Genomic DNA, 19,668 nt, shown 5'->3' with positions numbered 1-19,668 from the left:
TTATCGCTCCAGGTACGCCATCCGCGCGACCTTGGGCCCCTGCGGCGACTCGAACGAGACCACCTCACCCGCGGTGAACCCCATGACCTGCATGCGGCGCAGCGCCTTCTCGTTGTGCGCGTCGGGCTCCCCCACCAGGCGGCGGGTGCCCGGCCCCGCGAAGAGGAACTCGCGCATGGCCGGCCCGAGCACGGTCCACGGGTCCGCGGGCGCGCCGTGCCGCGCGACCGGGCCACGGCTGCCGAGGAAGAAGTGCAGCCCGAGGTCGCCGGGCAGCACCTCGTAGGCGGTGCCGATCGGGTCGTGCTCCGGGTGGTAGGCCTGCACGAGCACCACGGGCTCGTCGTCCCACCGCACGAGGTAGGCGTGGTGGGTCTCCAGGGAGTCCACGAAGGCGTAGGTGTCGCGCACCTCGTCGCGGGTGTGCTCCCCCATCCCCCAGAACGCGGCGCGCGGCTGCGTGAACCACCCGTGCAGCAGGTCGGCGTCGGCGTCCGGGTCCAGCACGTGCGCCGTGACGACGCCGTGGGGCCCGAAGTCGCGGCGCCACACCTCGGCGCCGCGGGCGCCGTTCAGCAGGCGCAGGCTGGTGTCGGCCGGGCGCAGGCGGTCCCAGTCGGTGACGACGGCGGTGGTGCGGGCGTCGGCCCACGTGGCGTGCTGGTCGTCGAAGTGCGCGCCGCCCGGCCGGCCGCCAGCGCCGAACGGCACGCCCCACCGGCTCTGCGTGCGGTCCGACAGGTCCCAGACGTACCGCGCCACCGAGGCGCGGTAGGCCGTGAGCGCCACGCCTGGCGAGCCGCCCGTGCAGCGCACCGACTCGTTGTTCCCCGAGACCGCGGCGGGCCGCACACCGACCGGGCGGCCCGGCACGTCGGGCGCCACCAGGTCGGGCACCGGCAGGAGCGGGGCCGGGACGTGCAGGTCGCCCCAGGTGGGTTCGGACGGCGCGGGTTCCGACGGCGCGGCTTCCGACGGCGCGGTGGCCACCTCCGCCAGCGCCGCGCTGACCTCCTCCGCCACGTCGATCCGCAGCCGCCCGCCCGGCCCGTCGACGACGAGCCAGTCGGCGGCCAGGACGCGGGCGAGCCCCGCCCCGACGGCGGCGGCGACGTCGAACACCCCGCCGAGCACCGGCCCCAGCTCCGGGTCCTGCCCGTGCGGCTCGTGCAGCGCGGCGAACACGGGGTGCCCGGCCAGGCGACGGGCCAGCGCGTCGCGCCAGCGCATGTAGAGGGCGGCGTCGGCCGAGCCGGCGTCCAGGTGGGCGCCGTCGTCGACCCAGGACCGCAGCCGGACGGCGGCCGCGGACGCGTCGTGGGCCAGGTGCTCCACCAGACCGGGCGCGCCGAGGTCGCGGGTGTCGCCGTGGATCCGGGCCTGCGTGGCGGGCGACTCGGGGGCGGTGGCCGCGGCGAGGAGCTGCCGGATCCGCTCGGCGCGGTGCGGGGCGTAGGACCAGCCCAGGGCGTGCGCCTCCCGGCCCGGCCGCAGGTCCCGCGGGCCGGCGCCCGGCCGGCCGTCGGCCCCGGCGGGCCGCTGGGTCATCGGCCGCTCGTTGGCGTCGACGGCGACCTCGGTCACCGCGGCGGGCGCCGGGAGGTCGACGTAGCCGTCCGCCGGCTTCGCGGTGGGCAGCGCCAGCTCGGGCGCGCCGGCCGGGACGGCGGGGACCTTGCCCGCGGTCAGGCTCAGCACGTCGCCCGTGCTGTCGGCGGTGAGCACCCGGTTGACCGGGTCCACCCACCCGGCGAACGCGTCGGCGACGTCGCGCGCCGTGCGGGCGTGCAGCAGCGCGCGCCAGGCCGTGACGCCGACGTCGGACAGCTCGCGGGCCGGCCAGTGCAGGCGCCAGCCGTCGGGTCCGGCGCTGTCCGCGCCGTCGGCCACGACCTCCACGTGGTGCGCCGCGGCGTTGGTGATGCCCCAGGCGACGGAGGACCCCCCACCCGCCGGGTGCGCGACCGACGGCTGCACCGCGTGCCCGAAGTGCGGCACGCCCGGCACCCCCGGGAAGGCGAACCCGAGCACGTCGTACGGCGCCGCCGGGTCGGTGCACGCGAGCCGGACCTGCTGGTAGGGACCGGGCAGCTCCAGGGTCCGGTGGGGGTCGCCCGCCACGAGCGGGCTGCCCGACTCGGTGAACCGCCCGTTGACGGCCCACGCGTTCGACCCGGAGCCGCCGTCGGCCGCGAACAGGCCCAGCACCCGGTCCAGCGGCACGCCCGGGACGTGCAGGTGCCGGGCCACGTGGGCGCGCCACAGGATGCTCGGGAACCCGTTGAACAGCACGTGGCTCGCGAGGAACACCCCGATCGGCGTCCACGGCCGCCACGGCCGGAACGGCACCCCGGACAGCTCCGGCACGTCGCGGCCGCCGGCCAGCAGCCCGGCGCTGACGCCGTCGGCGTAGGCCGCCAGCCACGCGCGCTCGGGCTGCCCCAGGGCGTCGTGGATCTCGCGGGCCGTGGCGGCCAGCCGCTCCCGGGCGGCGAACCGGTCCCAGGCCGCGCCCGCCGCGCCGGCGATCTCGCCGTACCGCTCCTCGGCCCGCATCCGGTCCGCCTCGACCTGCAGCCCGCGGTCCTGGGCCGTCACCCAGCCCTGGCCGTAGGCCAGCGCCGTCTCCGTGGCGGCCCGCACGTGCGGGATGCCGAGGTCGTCACGAAACAGGTCGAAGTCCACGTTCCCTATCATCTCTCCGCGTTCATTCTTCTGGGGTTCATCTCTCTGGGGTCCGCCGCACCGGGTTCGCGAGCGTACCCGCGTAGATCAGCGACTCGGACTGGTTGGTCAGGTCCACCATCTGGAGCGTGTTCCGCAGCTGCAGGCGGTTCAGGCAGGAGTGCGCGAACCGCGCGGCCCGCAGGTCGACGCCGAGCCCGGGCCGGGAGCCGGCCAGGTCCGGGTGCTCGGCCGCGTGCCGGTCGATCGTCTCGGCCACCAGCGCCCAGAACCGCTCCTCGCCCAGCACGCCGTCCTCGGCGAGGATCCCGGACAGGTGCCGCAGCACGCCGTCGAACACGTCGGTGAAGATCGCGAGCGCCTTCTCGTCGTCGTCCACGACGGCGCGGATGCGCTCGACGCCGGGCGGCAGGGCGCCGTGCCCGAGCATGGCGACCTCCTCGCCGATGTCCTTCATGATCGCCCTCCGCACGACGCCGTCGCGCAGCACCAGGATGAGGTTCTCGCCGTGCGGCATGAACGCGAGCTCGTAGGTGAGCAGGCAGTGCACCAGCGGGTACAGGTAGGCGTCGAGGTAGGCGCGCAGCCACTGCTCGGGCGGCACGCCGGACTCGCGGACCAGGGCGGACGCGAACGAGGCGCCGCTCGCGTCGCGGTGCAGGAGGCTCGCCATGGTCACCAGCCGCTCGCCGGACTCGAGCCTGGGCACGGGCGACTCGCGCCACAGGGCGGCGAGCATCTTGCGGTGCGGGTTGGGCTGGGGCGTGCGGTGGTAGACGTCGCCGGTGTACCCGACCGAGGCCAGCTCGCGCAGCACGCCGAACCCGGCACGGCGCAGGGTCTCGTCGCCGGTCACCAGGTTCGCGACCCAGTCGTTGATCTCCGGGGTGGCGCGCATGTACGCCGGGGACAGCCCGCGCAGGAACCCCATGTTCTGGATCGCGAGCGCCACCTTGACGTAGTGCCGCTCGGGGCGCGTGCGGTTGAACATGGTGCGGATCGACTGCTGGGGCTGGTACTCGTCCGACCCGGGGCCGAGCGGCACGAGGTCGCCGCGCGCGACGTCGGCCGCGAACGTCACCGCGACGCGGTGCTCCCACTGCCAGGGGTGGACGGGCAGGTAGAGGTAGTCGGCCGGGTCGTGGCCGCGCGCGTCCAGGCGGTCGGCGAACGCGGCGCGCTCAGCGTCGGACAGCTCGCCCGGGGTGCCGGGGACGCCGTAGTGGCCCGCCTCGGTCTGGTCGGCCGCGAGCGCCAGGTGGGTGTGCTCCCGGCGGGCCGCGAGCCACAGCATGCGCAGGCGCTCGCCGCGCTCGGGTGCGTACGCGCGGTAGTCGCGCAGGGAGAAGCCGATGCGGCCGTTGTTCGCGACGAAGCTCGGGTGCCCCTCGGACATGGCGGCCTCGACCTGCTGGAACGCCTCGGCGGTCGCGTGCGTGCCGGACGCCGTCCGTGCCGCCTCCAGCAGGTCCGGTACCGAGGCGGTGGTGCCGTCGAGCTCGCGCTCGCGCTTCGCGGCGGCGCCGGCCAGGGTGGCCGACAGCTCCTCGAGGTACGTCGCCAGCAGGGCGTCGGGCACCTGGAGCAGGGGCTGCAGCTCGGCGATCAGCTCGAGCGCGTCCACGGGCAGGTCGACGACGCCGCGGACGCCGGCGTCGGCCGTGCGGCGGATGGACGCCGCGTCGATCACCCAGTGCTCCAGGGCGTAGCGGCGGGCGGTGAACCGGTAGGTGACGCCGTCCAGGTCGAGGCGGTAGGCGTCGGCGGCTCCGTTCCCGGCGGTCCCGGCAGTCCCGTCGGGCTCCGGCTGGAAGAGGCGCTCGTGCGCGAGCTCCGCCAGGGCCTTGGCGGCCAGGTGCCGGTGGGCGTGCTCCATGTGCCCGGCCGTCAGGTGCGTGGCGACCATGGGGTCGGGCCGGTGGGTCGCGGGCTCGGGCCGGGCCGCGAAGCCGTCACCCAGGGCGGACGCCGCGAAGTCGGCGCGGGTCGCGATGCTCAGCGCCGCACGCTTGGCGTGCGCGCCCCGGCCGAGGTCCACCTCGCGCAGCACGCGGAAGCCCGCGGCGGCGTTCTTGGCGGCGATCTTCCGGTTGCCGACGTCGGGCTCGACGACGACGCGGAGGGCGCCCCGGCCGGAGCCGGCGGGCGCGCCGCCGCCCGACGGGAGGCCGCCCGGTCCGGGGCCGTCGGATGCGCCACCGTCGGATGCGCCGCCGTCCGACAGGCAGAACCGCATGACGGCGGTCATCACGGCGTCGGTCAGGCCGTGCCGGGGCGTCGCGGGCGGGGCGACGAGCAGGTGCATGCCGAGGTCCCCGGGCAGCGTGTCGTGCACGCCGTCGAGCAGCACCCGGGGGTCGTAGGTCTCGGTGAGGAACACGGCCTCGCCGTCCAGCCGCCCGAGCCAGGCGTCCTCGGCCGGGCGGGCGGCGATGCCCGCGAGGTACTCGCGCACGTCGTCGACGTGCAGGTCACCCATCTGCCAGTAGGACGACGCCGGGTGCGCCAGCCAGCCCTGCACCAGCTCGGCGTCCCGGTCCGGGTCGACGGGTTCGATCGTGACCTCTCCGAGGCGGGTCGAGGTCGAGTAGACGTGCGTGGTCGTCGGGGCGCTCACCGGGCGGCCTCCATCTCGTCGTGGGTCTGGCGGTCGGGCTGGTGCTCGGGCACCCCGCCGGGCAGGCCGAACTGCTGGAAGGCGATCCGGCGCTCGACCGGGTACGGCTCGCGGCCCGTGACGTTCGCGAGGATCACCGAGTTGCGCCAGGGGCCGAACCCGAGGTCGGGCGCCGTGACGCCGTGGGTGTGCTCCTCGCCGCCCACGACGTGGATCCGCCGGTCGTCGTCGACGGTGTAGTCGCGGGCCACGGCGTAGCGGCCGCGCGCGTCGAGGTTGACCAGGCCCGGGGCCAGGAACGCGGGCACCGTGGCGGCGTAGCCCGTGGCGGCGACGATCGCGCCGGTGCGGTGCTCCACCGTCGTGCCGAGCTGGGCGTGGCGCAGGGTCAGCACGTACTCGCCCGCGCCGCCCGCACCCCCGGCGTCGAACCGGGCGGCGACCACCTCCGTGTCCGACAGCAGCGTGGTCGGCACCTCGGCCCCCAGCGCCGACCTGCGGTACAGGGTGTCGTAGATGTCGTCGATCAGGTCGCCGCTGATCCCCTTGTACAGGTTGCGCTGCTCGCGCCCCAGCACGTCGCGCTGCTCGATCGGGAGCGACACGTAGTGGTCGGTGTACTCGGGCGACGTCATCTCCAGCGTCAGCTTCGTGTACTCCATGGGGAAGAACCGCGGCGAGCGGGTCACCCAGTCCACGCGGTGCTCCCCCGGCCCGGTGCCGCAGTCCTCCAGCAGGTCGCGGTAGACCTCCGCCGCGGACTGCCCGCTGCCCACCACGGTGACCGAGCCCGCCGCCCGCAGCGCGTCGCGGTTCGGCAGGTAGTCGCTGGTGTGCACCACGGGGCCGGCGGCGCCGCCGGCCGCCTGTTCACCCAGACCGTCCCGGCCGTCCAGGCCGGCCAGGAAGGCGGGCAGCCGCGGCTGGGTGCCGGTGCCGAGCACGAGGTGCTTGGCACAGTATTTCTCGACGCCGTCGGCCGTCCGTGCCGTCACCTCGAACAGGTAGCCGCCGCCCTCGCCGGACGACGAGCCCGACGCACCGGACGAGCCCGAAGCCGCCGCCGGGTCCGGAACCCGGACCACGCTCGTCACCTGCCGCCCCCAGCGCAGCGTCGGGAGCTGCTCCGCGACCCAGCGGCAGTACTGGTCGTACTCGGCGCGCAGCGGGTAGAACGACTCGCGGATGTAGAACTGGTACAGCCGCCCCGTCTCCTTGAGCCAGGCCAGGAACGAGTACGGCGACGTCGGGTCGGCCATGGTCACCAGGTCGGCCAGGAACGGCACCTGCAGCGTGGTGCCCTCGATGAGCATCCCCGCGTGCCAGGAGAAGCCGTCGCGCTGGTCCAGGAACACGGCGTCGACGTCGTCCAGGGGCTGGGCGAGGGCCGCGAGGCCCAGGTCGAACGGGCCGATGCCGATACCGAGCAGGTCGTAGGTGCGGGTCATCGGCTCTCCTCCGCGGTCGGGGCGCCCTCTTCGGCGTCGGCGACCGCACGACCGCCCTCCGCGTCGGCCAGACCGGCGCCGGCCTCCCCCGCGCCGGCCTCCTCCGACCGCGCGAGCCGCGGGTGCACGTCCCGGCACGGCGGCTCGTCGGTGTCCGCCAGCGCCTCCCCCGCGAGCAGCCCGTGGGCGGCGGAGCGGACGAGCTCGAGCACGCCGCGGATGTCGCCGAGCGTGGCGTCGGGGTTGAGCAGGGTGAGCTTGAGGCAGGGGCGGCCGTCGATGACGGTCTTGGCCACCAGGGCGCGGCCCGAGTCGAACAGCACGCGCCGCACCTGGGGCACCAGCGCGTCGGCGTGCGCCGGGTCCAGGCCCTCGGGCTCGTAGCGGAACAGGACGGTGGACAGGTCGGTGGTGCCCACCAGCTTGAAGTCGCGGTCTCCGGCGAGGTCCTGGCGCACGGCGACGGTGAGGTCGCAGACGGCGTCCACCAGGGCGCCGATGCCGTCCGCGCCGAGCGCGCGGAGGGTGACCCAGAGCTTGAGGGCGTCGAAGCGGCGCGTGGTCTGCAGCGACTTGTCGACCTGGTTGGGTTCGGCGTTCTCCTCGGGGTTGAGGTAGTCGGCGTGCCAGGCGACGGGCGCCAGGTCGGCCCGCTCGCGCACGATCAGCGCGCTGGACGAGACGGGCTGGAAGAACGACTTGTGGAAGTCGACGGTGACGCTGCGGGCCCGCTCGATGCCGTCCAGCAGGTTCCGGCGCGTGGGGCTGACCAGCAGGCCGCAGCCGTAGGCGGCGTCGACGTGCAGCCAGGTGCCGACGGCGTCGCACAGGTCGGCGATCGGGCCGAGCGGGTCGATGCGGCCGCGGTCGGTGGTGCCGGCGGTGGCGACGACGGCGATCACGGTGTCGCCGGTGCGCTCGATGTCGACGAGGGTCTCGCCGAGGGCGTCGGCGCTCATCCGCCCCTCGGTGTCGGTGCCGACGGCGACCACGGCGTCGTCGGGCAGGCCGAGCAGCAGGGCCGACTTGGCGACGCTGAAGTGGCTGGCCGTGGTGGCGAGGATGCGCATCGACTCCAGGCGCGTGCCGGCGCGGCGCGCCCGCTCGCGCGCCAGGAACAGGGCCTGGAAGTTGGACTGGGTGCCGCCCGAGGTGAAGATGCCGTCGGCCCCGCCGTCCGCGGCGCCACCGGGTTCGCCGTCCACCGGGAATCCGATGCGGCCCGCCGTCCACTCGACCAGGCGCCGCTCCATGAGGGTGGCCACGGTGGACTGGTCGTAGGTGTCGACCGAGGTGTTGATCGCGGCGAGCATCGTCTCGGCTCCCACGGCCGGCAGCGCGACCGGGCAGTTCAGGTGCGCGGCGTAGGTGGGCTCGTGGAACCAGATCGCGTGCCTCGCGTACAGCTCGGCGGCCTCGCGCAGCGCCCCGGCCGTGCCCGACGGCGGGCCGTCCAGGTCGACGGCGTCCACCAGGCCCTGCAGCTCAGGGCGGCTGGCGCCCGAGAACGGCTGCGTGACCGAGGTCAGGCGGGCGGCGATGTCGTCGGCGACCGCGTGGACCGTGTCCGCATAGGTGCTCGCGGTGGCCCCGCGCAGCAGCGCGGTCGTGTCGTGTCTCGTACCCGGCGAGGGTGCGGTGGGCACTGGCTGCGTCACTGCGGGCAGGCGTGAGGGCATGCGGAAGGCTCCTCGTGAAGGCGAAAGGAACGCCGCCCGGACCGGACGGCGTAGAGCAACTTAGGTTTGCCTGACCTAACTTAATCCTTGGGCGAACCGCGTCAAGCCATGCGGCATACCGGATACGTGGCGCGGGTCACTCTCCCGCCGCCTCCACCGGCGGAGCGGGCCGCTCTTGTTTATAAACGACCGTTCACTTATGGTCGACGCATGACTACCAAACCCCTCCCCCTGGCCGGCAAGGTCGCCCTCGTCGCCGGCGCCACCCGCGGCGCCGGTCGCGCCACCGCGATCGAGCTGGGCGCGCTCGGCGCCACCGTCTACGGGACGGGCCGGTCCACCCGGTCCGGGCGGTCGCCCATGGACCGGCCCGAGACCATCGAGGACACCGCCGAGCTCGTGACCGCCGCCGGTGGCCGGGGCGTGGCCGTCCGCTGCGACCACACCGACGCCGACGACGTCGCCCGGCTCGTGGGGCGCATCCGGGCGGACCACGGCCGGCTCGACGTCCTGGTCAACGACGTCTGGGGTGGCGACCCGTTCCTGAGCTGGGACCAGCCCGTCTGGGAGCACCCGCTGGACGCGACGCTCGGCGTGCTGCGCAACGGCATCGAGACGCACCTGATCACCAGCCACCACGCGCTCCCGCTCCTGCTGGAGGGCACGGACGGCCTGGTCGTCGAGGTGGGGGATGGCAAGGAGGCGGTCCCCTACCGCGGGAACATGGCCTACGACCTGGTCAAGACCGCGGTCGTCCGGATGGGGGCCGGCCTGGCCCACGAGCTCACGCCCCGCGGGGTGACGGCGCTGACGGTCACGCCCGGGTACCTGCGCTCCGAGTCGATGCTCGACCACTTCGGCGTCACCGAGGAGAACTGGCGCGAGAACACCAGGAACGTGCCCTACTTCGAGCACTCCGAGACGCCCCACCTGCTCGCCCGCGGGATCGCCGCGCTGGCCGCCGACCCCGACCGTGGCCGGTTCGCGGGCCAGTGCCTGGGTTCCTGGGACCTGATGCGCGAGTACGACCTGCAGGACCTCGACGGGAGCCGGCCCGACTGGGGCGCGGTCGACCGCGCGGCGCGCGACCTGACCCTCGTCGACGGCATGCCCGGGCCGACCTGATGCCCCGCCCGCGCACCGTCAGCGACGAGGCGATCCTCGACGCGACGCACGACCTCGCGCTGCGGATCGGCCCGGCGCGCCTGACCTTCGCCGCGGTCGCCGCCGAGGTGGGGCTCTCGGCCGCGACCCTGGTCCAGCGGTTCGGCACCAAGCGCGACCTGCTCCTCGCGGTCGCCACGCGCGGCGTCGACCTCTGGGTCGGCGCCGCGGACCGAGCCGGTTCGGGCACGCCCCTGGACCGGCTCGTGGCGGGCCTCGTGCTCGCAGTCGAGACCATCCGGACGCCGGAGCAGATGGCCAACTCGGTCACGATGCTGCAGCTCGACCTCAGCGACCCCGACTTCCACGCCCAGACCCTCCGCGGCGCCCAGGGCGTGCGCGCGGGCATCGAACGGGACCTGCGCGCCGCCGTCGTCGCCGGTGAGCTGCGGTCCGACGTCGACGCGGCGACCCTGGCGGTCACCGTCGAGACCGCCTATCACGGGGCGATGATCAGCTGGGCGATCCACCGCGAGGGGTCGCTCGCGGACTGGATGCGCCGGCAGATCGAGGACGTGCTGCGGCCGTACCGGACGGCGGACCGGACGGCGGACCCGACGGCCGGATAGACCGACTGCCCGGCGCAGGACGGCGGACCCCGACGGCCGGGTCAGCGCCCGCCCGCCACGCGCAGGGTCTCGCCGGTGACGTACGAGGCGTCGTCGGACAGCAGGAACGCGACCGCGGCCGCGACGTCGCCCGGGGTGCCCACGCGGCCGGTCGGGTTGGTGGCGCCCACCCGGTCGGCGCGCCCGGGGTCGCCGGCGTCGGCGTGGATCCGCGTGGCGACGGTCCCGGGCGCGACGCCGACCACGCGGATGCCGTCCGGGGCGGCCTCGAGGGCGAGCCCCTTGGTCAGGGCGTCGACGCCCGCCTTGGCGGCCGCGTAGTGCACGTACTCCCCCGGCGAGCCGAGGGTGGCGGCGGCCGAGGACACGTTGACCAGCACGCCACCCCTACCGCCCCGGGCGGGGCTCATCGCGCGGACCGCCGCGCGGGCCACCAGGACGGCGGACGTGAGGTTGAGGTCGATCACCCGGCGCACCACGTCCGGCGGCGTGTCCGCGAGCGCCCCGATGTGCAGGGTCGCGCCGGCGTTGTTCACCACGGCCGTGAGCGTGCCGAGCTCGGCGGCGGCGGCGAAGGTCTTGTCGATCCCCTCGTCGGTCGTGAGGTCCGCGGGCACGACGACGCACCGCGCGCCGCGTTCCCGCACGGCCGCCCGGGTCGCGGCGGCGGCCTCGTCGTCCCGGGCGTAGCCGAGCACGAGGTCGTGCCCGGCGTCGGCGAGCCGTAGCGCGACGGCGGCCCCGATCCCGCGCGTGCCACCCGTGACGAGGGTCAGTTCCTGGCTCATGCCGCCATGCTAGGTTCACCGGCGCTCCCGATCGACGACGAGCTCGACCGAGGACCGGCCAGACCGAAGACCAGAGAGGGACCCGGTAGGTGGACCAGCTTCAGCTCCGCGAGGCGGACGCCGCGGACGACGCCGCGGTGCTCGACCTCATGACGCAGTACATGACCTGGGCCCTGGCCACGTTCGAGCGCACCTACGGGTTCGCCATGACGTCCACGGAGGCCCGGCACACCGGCGCGGCGCTGGCAGCGTTCCGCAGGCCGTCCGGCCTGCTGGTCCTGGCCGAGGCCGACGGAGCGCCCGCCGGTGTCGCCGCGCTGCGCGCGCAGGACGACGGCGTCGTCGAGATCAAGCGGATGTTCGTGCGCCCGGAGCTGCAGGGCCGGCACGTCGGCTCGGCGATGCTGGACCTCCTCCTGGAGCAGGCCCGCGAGGACCTCGGGGCACGTGTGGTGCGGCTGGACAGCAACAGGTTCATGACGGCCGCCCACCGCCTGTACGAGTCCAGGGGCTTCGTGGAGCGCGACCCCTATCCCGGGTCCGAGATCCCCGCCGAGCTGCAGCACCTGTGGCGGTTCTACGAGCGCAAGCTCGGCCGAGAGCCCCGCTGACCGCCCCGTAGCGCCTCGGCCGTGACGAGCGCGGCGGGGGCGAGCGCGGGCTCGCCGTCCTCGATGTCCCACAGGGCGTTCTGCAGCAGGCGCCCCAGCGTCCAGCCGGCCGCGCGCTCCCGGTCGAGGTCGAGCACGTCGGTGAGCACGTCGAACCTCCGGCGCACCACGCGCCGGGCGTCGCCGCCCGCCACGACGTCGTCCCACCGGCTGTCCAGGGCCGGCCACAGGTCGAAGCCCGGGTCGCCCACCAGGGGCTCGGGGTCGATCGCGAGCCACGGCTCGCGCTCCGCCGCCAGCACGTTGTCGTGGTGCAGGTCCCAGTGCAGCATCCGGTCGCCGGGGTCGGCGGCCAGCTCCGCCACGACGGCAGCCCAGTCCCGCAGGACGCGCCGCTCGGCCGGGTCGGCCAGGGCCGTGACGGCGCGCGGGACCTGGTCGAGCATCGCGGCGGCGACGTCGCGCAGGTGCGGCAGCCCCGGCGGCGGCGGGACGGCGAGCAGCCGGGCGTGCAGCTCGGCGAGGACCCGCGTCGCCGCGCCGTCGTCCGGGACCGAGGCGAGGGTGCGGGCGCCGTCCAGCCGCTCCAGGAGCATCGTGCCGCTGCCGGGGTCGTGGTCGAGCAGCCGCACCGTCCCGTGCCCGTCCCACGCGCGCAGACCGGTCAGGGCAGCGGCGGTCTCGGGGCGGGGCGGCTGCAGCCTGAGCACCGCGCGGACGCCGTCCCGGCCCGCCACGGGCACGACGAGCGACGCCGCCCCCGCCGACGTCGCGCCGTCGGGCCGCAGGTCCCAGCGGTCCAGCAGGTCGGCGACCAGGCCGGGCAGCGCGGCGGTCCATGACCGCCCCTCGTCGCCGAGGCTCCGGGCGTACGACGCCGCGAGCGCCGGCGGGACCTCGATCCCGGGTGGGCTCATTTCTCAGCCCTGCGGGTGCACCGGGTCAGACCCGACGGCGGCCGCGAGCCGGTCGAGGAAGGCCTGCTCGGGCGCGGAGACCTTGACCCGCCGGCTGAAGAAGCCGCCCTCCCTGGTCCGGACGGCCCCGGCGACGCGAGCGGCGATCCGCAGGAGCCACTCACGGTAGGCGGCGACGTCCTCCTCGTCCGCCCGCGCCCGCAGCAGCGTGAGCACGGCCCCGCTCAGCTCGACGGCGTGCGCCGCCTCGGCCTCCGGGTCGCGCGGCCTGCCCAGCTCGGCCGCCTCCTGCGTCGCGGCGGCGGCCGCGGCGACACCGACGCGTGCGGCGGGGTTCGCCGCCGCCTCGGCCTCGGCCGCGGCGTCCGCCTCGCCCTTGTCGCGCAGCGCGAGCGCCACGGAGCGGACGAAGTCGTTCTCGTGCTCCCGGGCCTTGCGGATCGCCAGGCCGCCGGCCGTGGCCTCCCGCAGGAACCTGATCCCGCCGTGCTCGCCGTCGACCACCGCCGCACCCCTGAGGACCGCGCCCGGGGCCTGCAGGATCTGGTCGAGCTCGTCGGCACTGAAGTCGGACAGGTTCGTCATGCGCACACTCTCTGTCGGGGTCGTGTGCTGACCGAACGCCCCGGCCGGCCGGGTGGTTCCCGTGTCTCGTGCGCCTTCTCGCAGGTCAGGACCAGTCCCTGGCCGGCGAGGGGCGGTGGCCCCTCGCGGGCCCGCCGCCCCCGGGTCGCCCGCTCGCCCGACGCGCGCGGCGCGGGAGATGTGCGGGTTTTTTCGGGTCCGGTTGTGAGACTCAGCAGATGGCCGTCCGTCCGAGCACGTCCGAGCGCGCCGCTCGCCCAGGGGTGCGGCGCGCCGCCGTCCTGGCCGCGGCCGCATTGTTCCTCGTCGCCGCCCTGGCGGTCGTCGTCGTGGACCGGGCGCGTGGCGGGCCCCTCGGGTTCGAGGGCGCCTGGACGAGCTGGCTGGTGGAACACCGCTCGTCGTCCTGGACGCTCGTCATGCTCGTCCTGGACCGCGTCGGGGGCGGGTGGGCCGCACTCGTCCTCACTGCCGGAGCCGTCGGAGCGCTGGTCGTGGGGCGGCGGCCCTGGTCGGCACTCTACCTCGCGTCGTCGGTGGCGTTCTGCGCGGGACTCGTCCAGGTGATCAAGCATGTCGTCGCCCGGGCGCGGCCGGAGGACATCCTCGTGGCGGCCGACTTCGGCTCGTTCCCCTCGGGACACAGCGCGAACGCAGCGGTCGCCGTCGTGGCGCTGGGGATCGTGCTCGGACGCGGCTGGGTGTGGACCGCCGGCGGTGTCTACGTCGCGGTGATGATGTTCAGCCGCATCTTCCTGGGGGCGCACTGGGTCTCGGACACGGTGGCCGGCGCCCTGCTCGGCGCCGGCGTCGCGCTCCTGTTGTTCACGGCTCTCGCCGCGCGGCTCCGCCTCGAGCGCCCCTCCGGCTCGGGCAGCTCGGCGGCGCCCTGAGCTCAGCCGCGCTCCAGGGTGGGGGCCAGCGCCGCCTTGACGAGCCAGACCCGCGAGCCCGTTTCCTCGAGCCAGGCGGTGCGGGCACCGGCCACGCTCGCGGTCACCGACCCGCCCGGGAAGCGGGCCAGGTCCGGGCCGTCGTAACCCGAGGCCGACGCCGTCGCACGGTACAGGTAGGACGCCGCCGCCGAGTCCTGCGCCCCGGGGTCGGTGCTGCTCCACGAGAGCAGGCCACCGGCCGCGCGGAGGTCCGCGACGACGGCGTCGGGCAGCCGCACGATGCTGTCGCCGTCACCGGCGCGGTCGACGACGTACAGGGCACCGGGCCCGTCGGCGCCGAGGCTGACCGTCCACGCGATGACGTCGTCCGAGATCGCGACCTGGGTGACCTCGGACGAGGAGTCGTGCTCGAACTCCATGAGCTCGACACCAGTCGTGTCTCCGCCGGCCAGGTCGTCGAACAGCTGGATCGACGTCGTGCTGGTCTCCCCGGAACCGGGGGCCAGTACGGCGGCGACCGCCTCGTCCTCGTCCGCCGCGAGCGCCGTGACGCCGGACGCGAGCTCCATCGGCGTGCCCTCGTGGTCGAGCGTCTCGGCGAACAGGCGGGTGTCGTCCGCCGTGTCCCCGGCCGTCCACAAGGCATGATCCTGGGTGGTCGCGATGAGCCACACGTTCTCCTGGCTGGTGACCAGGGGTTCCGTCCAACTGTTGAGGGTTCCGTCGGACAGGCTGAGCGTACTGACGAAGCTCGCACGGGGTGACGTGCCCGCCGCCGCGTAGTCGCTCCAGACCGCACGCTCTCCGGTGACCGCGAGGCCGGTCGGAAACGCCCTGCTGTCCTGGTACCACGTCAGGGTGGTCGCGGCGCCCCCTGACCCGTCGCCCGTCCAGCCGTCGGTCAGGATGGTTGCCTCGTCGGTCGCATCGTCGTCGTCGAGGAGCTCCGCAGTGTCGAAGGTCCAGACCTGGCCAAAGGCGGAGAGCCCGCGAGGCTCAGGAAGCGGCTGCCCGTAGGGGGCGACCAGAAGTCCCGAGCCGTCGCGATAGCCGGGATTGACGACCTCGATGTCGACGTCGTAGCAGTTCAGGGGGCGGGCGTCCGAGGCATCGACCACGACGGGGTCGGTGAGCGGACCGGTGTCCTCGCCAGGTCCCGGAGCGCTGGTCGGTGCCGGTCCCGGGAGTGCCTCGGGGCACTGGACCGGCGTGTAGCCCGCGGGATCCAGGTCCGGTCCGAACCCGTCGATCGGGCCGCCGTCGAACAGCCGCGCGATCAGCTCCCCGCCCGGCAGCACCACCGGCCCGATCCCGGGCAACAACACCGGCCCTCGCGTCAGCACTCCGAGCACCACCAGCAGCGCCACGCACGCCGCCCCGACCGCCTGACCCGTCCGACGTCGGCGCAGCGCGGCCCGGCTCCGGTCCAGCACGGCCCGCTCGTCGACCTCCACCGGCTCGATCACCTCGGCCTGCGCCACCAGCAGGTCCCGCAGCCGCGCCAGCCCGCGCGAGTTCGCCGCCTTCACCGTGCCGACCGCGATCCCGAGCTCGCGGGCGACCTCCGACTCCGGCAGGTCCAGCAGGTGCCGCAGCACCACCACCCGCCTCTGGTTGACGGGCAGCCGCGCCAGTCCCCGCACCAGCTCGTCGCGCAGCGCCACGTGCCCGGCATGGTCCGACGACGGGGCGACCGGGATCTTGTCGTCGCCGGGGAACGACTCCCGGCGCGCGTGCCGCCAGCCGTCAATCCGCAGGTTCACCAAGATCCGGCGGGCATAGGCGGTCTCCGTGCCCGGCCGGACCTTCGCCCACGTGCGGTAGACCCGCTCGAACGTCGACTGGACCAGCTCCTCCGCGCGGTGCCGGTCCCCGCACAGCAGGAACGCGGTGCGGTGCAGGTACGCACTGGACTCCCGGACGAACGCGGTGAACTCCGCGTCCCGGGGCCGCGACACCTCGACCCGCACGTCGAGCGGCGCGCCGCCGTCCGACGGCCCGCCCGCCTCGAAGTCGTCCATGACCGCCCCGCTCTCCTGCCTCATGCCCTCCACTACGGAGAGTGTCCGCCAAAGGTTGCCCCGGCCACCGGAAGAGGCGGCCCGGCGCTTGCTACGTTCCTCGCATGACCGCCGAGAACGCACGCCCGGGGACCGGCCTGTTCCTCGCCGCCGAGTGGCGCCACCTGGTGATGCTCAGCTACGAGATCGACCCCGACGTGCTGCGCCCGCTCGTCCCGAGCGGCGTCGAGCTGGACACCTGGGACGGCCGGCACCTCGTCAGCGTGATCGGCTTCCGGTTCCTCGACACCCGACTGCTGGGCGTCCCCGTGCCCTTCCATCGCGACTTCGACGAGATCAACCTGCGGTTCTACGTCCGCCGCCGTGCCGACGACGGCTGGCGGCGCGGCGTGGTGTTCGTCAAGGAGATCGTGCCCCGGTGGGCCCTGGCCACCGTGGCCCGGGTCGCCTACGGCGAGAACTACGTCGCGCGGCCCATGCGGCACCGGATCGACCTGCACGACGGCGAGGTCACGCCGGGCGGGCTGGTCGAGTACGCGTGGCGCGACGCCGGCGCCTGGCACCGTGTCGGCGCCACCGTCCGCGGCGGCGCGGAGCCGCTCGTGGCGGGTTCCCAGGAGGAGTTCGTCACCGAGCACTACTGGGGCTACGCCGCACAGCGCGGCGGCGGCACCGTCGAGTACCAGGTCGAGCACCCGAGCTGGCAGGTGCGCCAGGCGGGCGACCCCGTCCTGGAGTGCGACGTCGCGGCGGTCTACGGGCGGCAGTTCGCCGAGGCCCTGGGCGCCGAGCCGTTCTCGGTCTTCGTCGCCGACGGCTCGCCCGTCGTCGTCCGGCGCGGCGCACGCCTCTGAGGCACGCTCCGCGCGCACCCTCCGAACGGACAAAACGTACTTCACCCCTGGCACCGCACAACCTTTCCGGCCCGCCGGACGTGTCAAGTGTCATGGGTCATCACGCAGCCTTCCATCCGGTCATCCTCGGCGGCGACGCCGGCGCGTACAGCCTCGCGCGCGCGTTCCACGAGGGTTACGGCGTCACGTCGACCGTCGTGTCCATCCGGCCGACGCCCAACGTCGCGCGTTCCACCATCATCCGGAACGTCGTCGAGCCGCGGCTGGACGACCCGGACGTCATGGTCGAGCTGATCCGGCGGGTCGCCGCGGCCGCGCCGGGCCCGGTCATCGCCGTCACCTGCGTGGACTGGTACGTGCGGGCGCTCGCCGAGCACCGCGAGCGCCTCGAGGACGCGGCGGTCGTCCCCTACCCGTCGGCCGCGCTGCTCGACCAGGTGATGGACAAGCAGCGGTTCTCGGAGCTCTGCCTGCGGCTCGGGGTGCCGCACCCGCGCACGGAGGTGCGCGACGGCGGCGCGGCGGTGGGCGAGCTGGACCTGCGGTTCCCGGTGATCGCCAAGCCGGGCGACAACTCGGCGTGGCACAAGGTGTCGTTCGCGGGCAAGGCGAAGGTGCACCTGGTGCGGGACCGCGAGGAGCTGGCCGCACTGCTGGCGGCGGCCGGGGAGGCGGGTTACCGGCGGCCGATGATCCTGCAGGAGTACGTGCCCGGCGACGACGCGCAGATGCGGATCATGACCACCTACTCCGACCGCGCGGGTGCTGTGCGCATGGCGTGGGGCGGCCGGGTGCTGCTCGAGGAGCACACGCCCGGGACGCTGGGGAACCCGGCGGCGATCCTCACCGGCCCGCTCCCGCAGGTGGAGGCGGACGCCCGCCGGCTCGTGGAGCACCTGGGCTGGACGGGCTTCGCGAACTTCGACGTGAAGATCGACCCGCGTACCGGGCTGGGCCACTTCTTCGAACTGAACCCGCGCACCGGTCGGTCCAACTACTACCTGACGGCGAGCGGGCTCAACCCGGCCGAGCTCTGGACGGCCGACCATCTCACGGGGAGCTGGCCGGAGGCCGCGGAGCCGCTGGAGGTGCTGTACCGCATCGTCCCCGGCTTCCTCCTGGACCGGTACGTGCACGACGCGTCGGTGCGCGCCGCAGCGCGCCGAGTCCGGGCCGTGCACCCGCTGAAGTACGGCGGGGACCGGTCGCCGCGGCGCGACGCCTGGGTGCGCCTCGCCGAGCTGAACCAGGTGCGCAAGTTCGCGCAGCACCACCCGGCGCAGGAGGTGGGCGGGCAGCCGGGGCTGCCCGAGCCGCGCCCGGATCTCCCGTCGGCGGGACACAAGCTTGTCTGACGGCGGGGGCCGGTCCGACGGCGCACCGGCCGACGGGACCCGGGCCGGCCGGACGCTGGTCGGCGTGCTGGGCGGCGTCGGGCCGCTGGCGACGGTCCTGTTCATGGACCGGGTCGTGCGGCTGACGGAGGCGGCACGGGACCAGGACCACGTCGACATGGTGGTTCTCCAGCACGCGAGCGTCCCGGACCGGACGGCGTTCGTGCTGGGCCGCTCCGCGGACGATCCCGGGCCGGTGCTCGCCGACGACGCGCGGCGCCTGGCCCGGGCGGGCGCCGGCCTGCTGGTGCTGCCGTGCAACACGGCGCAGGCGTTCGCCGGCCCGGTCGCCGCGGCGACCCCGGTCCCCCTCCTGACCGCGGTGGACGCGACGGTGTCCGCGGTGTGCGACACGTTCTCCGGCCGCCCCCTCGGTCCCGGCGGGCCGCTGCGGGCGGTGGGCCTCCTCGCGACGGAGGGGACGATCGCGTCGGGCGTCTACGCGAAGGCGTTCGGCGCGCGAGGCATCAAGACCCTGGTGCCCGACGCCGCCGGCCAGGCCGCGGTGACCGCCCTGATCTACGACGGCGTGAAGGCGGGCCGTGGCGGCGACCTGACCGCCCTGGCAGGTGTGATCGAGGACCTGCGGTCGCGGGGCGCCGGCGCGGTCGTCCTGGGCTGCACCGAGCTGTCCGTGGCGGCTCGGGCGACGCCCGTGGGCCGCCTGCCCGGGGTCCCGCTGGTGGACAGCCTCGACGCGCTGGCCCGGGCGACCGTGCTGCGCGCGGGCGCGCGGCTGCGGACGCCGGAGCGGCCCGAGCTTCCCCGACCGCGCCCGGGCCTGCTCAGGTCGCGGGCGAGAGTGCCCGCTCGAACGCGCTGACGGCGATCGCGGCCGACTGCACGAGCTCCTCGCGCGTGGCGCCCGCGGACGCGTGGACCGCCTGCCCCTCGGACACGACCATCACGTAGCGCGCGAGCGCCACCGGGTCGGCGTCGGCGGGCAGATCACCCTCGTCCCGGGCGCGCGTGAGCCGTTCGGCCAGCGCGTCCTCGCCCGCCCGGCGGCTGCTCGCCAGGAACTGGGTCACGGTGCTGTGCGCCGGGTTGGCCGACAGGCCACCCTGGATCGACAGGCATCCGCGCGGCCGGTCGGGCTGTGTGAGCGCGGCGGCGTTGCGGTCCAGGTAGTCGCGCACCACCTCGAGCGCCGTCGGGCGGGTGAGGGCGTCGCGGAAGTAGGCGAGCTCCACCTCGGCGTAGCGCCGCACGACCTGCTGGAACAGCTCCTCCTTGGTGCCGAACACCGCGTACAGGCTCGGCTTGTTCACGCCCATCCGCTCGGTCAGCTCCGCGACGGCCGTGCCCTCGTAGCCCTGTCGCCAGAACACCTCGACCGCCCGGTCCAGCGCCGCCTCGGCGTCGAACGTCCGTGGTCTCCCGCCTGCCATGACCGCTCCTTCCCCTGCGCCTGAGGGCTCTGTCCCCGCGCGTAGCCTA

16 protein-coding genes are annotated in these 19,668 nt (G+C 74.9%); 7 read left to right on the top strand and 9 right to left on the bottom strand.

The genetic code is table 11. From position 1 onward, the window contains the following. Genes H291_RS0112110 through H291_RS0112095 form a run of 4 tightly spaced genes read right to left on the bottom strand, consistent with a single transcriptional unit; the run spans window position 1 to window position 8,429 of the window. A complete protein-coding gene (locus tag H291_RS0112110; RefSeq protein WP_020015262.1) occupies window positions 1-2,685 on the bottom strand; it encodes a GNAT family N-acetyltransferase in 2,685 nt (894 codons plus the stop codon). A 37-nt stretch (window positions 2,686-2,722) separates the two neighbouring features. Then, complete coding sequence (locus H291_RS0112105; RefSeq protein WP_020015261.1) at window positions 2,723-5,302, bottom strand: GNAT family N-acetyltransferase; 2,580 nt, start codon at window positions 5,300-5,302, stop codon at window positions 2,723-2,725. After that, window positions 5,299-6,750: a lysine N(6)-hydroxylase/L-ornithine N(5)-oxygenase family protein gene (locus H291_RS29795; protein ID WP_020015260.1), complete on the bottom strand. Its 1,452-nt coding sequence runs from the start codon at window positions 6,748-6,750 to the stop codon at window positions 5,299-5,301. The genes H291_RS0112105 and H291_RS29795 overlap by 4 nt, the downstream gene beginning before the upstream one ends. Next, complete coding sequence (locus tag H291_RS0112095) at window positions 6,747-8,429, bottom strand: pyridoxal phosphate-dependent decarboxylase family protein (RefSeq protein ID WP_157236831.1); 1,683 nt, start codon at window positions 8,427-8,429, stop codon at window positions 6,747-6,749. The genes H291_RS29795 and H291_RS0112095 overlap by 4 nt, the downstream gene beginning before the upstream one ends. A 210-nt stretch (window positions 8,430-8,639) precedes the next feature. Here H291_RS0112095 and H291_RS0112090 point away from each other — a divergent pair, with 210 nt between their 5' ends. Both H291_RS0112090 and H291_RS0112085 read left to right on the top strand, forming a co-directional pair. After that, window positions 8,640-9,554 (top strand): SDR family oxidoreductase, encoded by a 915-nt coding sequence (locus tag H291_RS0112090; RefSeq protein ID WP_020015258.1) that lies wholly within the window; start codon window positions 8,640-8,642, stop codon window positions 9,552-9,554. Beyond that, the gene (locus H291_RS0112085) at window positions 9,554-10,162 is read left to right on the top strand and encodes a TetR/AcrR family transcriptional regulator (protein ID WP_020015257.1); all 609 of its coding nucleotides are present in this window, start codon (window positions 9,554-9,556) and stop codon (window positions 10,160-10,162) included. The genes H291_RS0112090 and H291_RS0112085 overlap by 1 nt, the downstream gene beginning before the upstream one ends. A gap of 41 nt (window positions 10,163-10,203) precedes the next feature. Here H291_RS0112085 and H291_RS0112080 read toward each other — a convergent pair whose 3' ends face one another. Continuing rightward, window positions 10,204-10,950, bottom strand: coding sequence for an SDR family NAD(P)-dependent oxidoreductase (locus H291_RS0112080; RefSeq protein WP_020015256.1), 747 nt, complete (start codon window positions 10,948-10,950; stop codon window positions 10,204-10,206). An 89-nt stretch (window positions 10,951-11,039) separates the two neighbouring features. Here H291_RS0112080 and H291_RS29790 point away from each other — a divergent pair, with 89 nt between their 5' ends. Next, window positions 11,040-11,561 carry a GNAT family N-acetyltransferase gene (locus tag H291_RS29790; protein ID WP_020015255.1) on the top strand — a complete coding sequence of 174 codons (522 nt, stop codon included), beginning with the start codon at window positions 11,040-11,042 and terminating at the stop codon, window positions 11,559-11,561. Here the strand turns inward: H291_RS29790 and H291_RS0112070 are convergent. Both H291_RS0112070 and H291_RS0112065 read right to left on the bottom strand, forming a co-directional pair. After that, window positions 11,528-12,478, bottom strand: a complete 951-nt coding sequence (locus tag H291_RS0112070) for an aminoglycoside phosphotransferase family protein (protein WP_020015254.1) — start codon at window positions 12,476-12,478, stop codon at window positions 11,528-11,530. The two genes, H291_RS29790 and H291_RS0112070, sit on opposite strands and share 34 nt — an antisense overlap. Before the next feature lie 3 nt (window positions 12,479-12,481). Further along, on the bottom strand, window positions 12,482-13,063 hold the full coding sequence (locus H291_RS0112065; RefSeq protein WP_020015253.1) for a hypothetical protein: 582 nt from the start codon (window positions 13,061-13,063) through the stop codon (window positions 12,482-12,484). Window positions 13,064-13,281: 218 nt separating this feature from the next. Here H291_RS0112065 and H291_RS32510 point away from each other — a divergent pair, with 218 nt between their 5' ends. Further along, complete coding sequence (locus H291_RS32510; RefSeq protein WP_232216035.1) at window positions 13,282-13,956, top strand: phosphatase PAP2 family protein; 675 nt, start codon at window positions 13,282-13,284, stop codon at window positions 13,954-13,956. Window positions 13,957-13,958: 2 nt separating this feature from the next. On the opposite strand, the gene H291_RS34165 is transcribed toward H291_RS32510, so the two are convergent. Beyond that, entirely contained in the window at window positions 13,959-16,004 is a 2,046-nt protein-coding gene (locus H291_RS34165) for a SigE family RNA polymerase sigma factor (protein ID WP_232216034.1), read from the bottom strand. An 80-nt stretch (window positions 16,005-16,084) separates the two neighbouring features. On the opposite strand from H291_RS34165, the gene H291_RS0112050 reads away from it, so the two are divergent. The 3 genes from H291_RS0112050 (at window position 16,085) to H291_RS29770 (ending at window position 19,051) form a co-directional block, all read left to right on the top strand. Further along, window positions 16,085-16,834, top strand: coding sequence for a YqjF family protein (locus H291_RS0112050; protein WP_020015250.1), 750 nt, complete (start codon window positions 16,085-16,087; stop codon window positions 16,832-16,834). Window positions 16,835-16,926: 92 nt separating this feature from the next. Then, window positions 16,927-18,189 (top strand): ATP-grasp domain-containing protein, encoded by a 1,263-nt coding sequence (locus H291_RS29775; protein WP_020015249.1) that lies wholly within the window; start codon window positions 16,927-16,929, stop codon window positions 18,187-18,189. Further along, entirely contained in the window at window positions 18,182-19,051 is an 870-nt protein-coding gene (locus tag H291_RS29770; protein ID WP_020015248.1) for an aspartate/glutamate racemase family protein, read from the top strand. The genes H291_RS29775 and H291_RS29770 overlap by 8 nt, the downstream gene beginning before the upstream one ends. Here the strand turns inward: H291_RS29770 and H291_RS0112035 are convergent. Continuing rightward, window positions 19,014-19,619: a TetR/AcrR family transcriptional regulator gene (locus H291_RS0112035; protein ID WP_020015247.1), complete on the bottom strand. Its 606-nt coding sequence runs from the start codon at window positions 19,617-19,619 to the stop codon at window positions 19,014-19,016. The two genes, H291_RS29770 and H291_RS0112035, sit on opposite strands and share 38 nt — an antisense overlap. Between the last annotated feature and the right edge of the window lie 49 nt (window positions 19,620-19,668).

This window comes from Promicromonospora sukumoe 327MFSha3.1, from assembly GCF_000385135.1.
Lineage (GTDB): Bacteria > Actinomycetota > Actinomycetes > Actinomycetales > Cellulomonadaceae > Promicromonospora > Promicromonospora sukumoe_B.
The sequence above is the reverse complement of the archived record's forward strand: the minus strand, read 5'-3'. Positions and strand labels throughout refer to the sequence as shown.

Bases quoted from the DNA above. Each gene is read 5' to 3' on its own strand.
- H291_RS29795 (WP_020015260.1), bottom strand. From the start codon at position 6,750: ATGACCCGCACCTACGACCTGCTCGGTATCGGCATCGGCCCGTTCGAC.
- H291_RS0112095 (WP_157236831.1), bottom strand. From the start codon at position 8,429: ATGCCCTCACGCCTGCCCGCAGTGACGCAGCCAGTGCCCACCGCACCC.
- H291_RS0112090 (WP_020015258.1), top strand. From the start codon at position 8,640: ATGACTACCAAACCCCTCCCCCTGGCCGGCAAGGTCGCCCTCGTCGCC.
- H291_RS0112085 (WP_020015257.1), top strand. From the start codon at position 9,554: ATGCCCCGCCCGCGCACCGTCAGCGACGAGGCGATCCTCGACGCGACG.
- H291_RS0112080 (WP_020015256.1), bottom strand. From the start codon at position 10,950: ATGAGCCAGGAACTGACCCTCGTCACGGGTGGCACGCGCGGGATCGGG.
- H291_RS0112070 (WP_020015254.1), bottom strand. From the start codon at position 12,478: ATGAGCCCACCCGGGATCGAGGTCCCGCCGGCGCTCGCGGCGTCGTAC.
- H291_RS0112065 (WP_020015253.1), bottom strand. From the start codon at position 13,063: ATGACGAACCTGTCCGACTTCAGTGCCGACGAGCTCGACCAGATCCTG.
- H291_RS32510 (WP_232216035.1), top strand. From the start codon at position 13,282: ATGGCCGTCCGTCCGAGCACGTCCGAGCGCGCCGCTCGCCCAGGGGTG.
- H291_RS34165 (WP_232216034.1), bottom strand. From the start codon at position 16,004: ATGAGGCAGGAGAGCGGGGCGGTCATGGACGACTTCGAGGCGGGCGGG.
- H291_RS0112050 (WP_020015250.1), top strand. From the start codon at position 16,085: ATGACCGCCGAGAACGCACGCCCGGGGACCGGCCTGTTCCTCGCCGCC.
- H291_RS29775 (WP_020015249.1), top strand. From the start codon at position 16,927: ATGGGTCATCACGCAGCCTTCCATCCGGTCATCCTCGGCGGCGACGCC.
- H291_RS0112035 (WP_020015247.1), bottom strand. From the start codon at position 19,619: ATGGCAGGCGGGAGACCACGGACGTTCGACGCCGAGGCGGCGCTGGAC.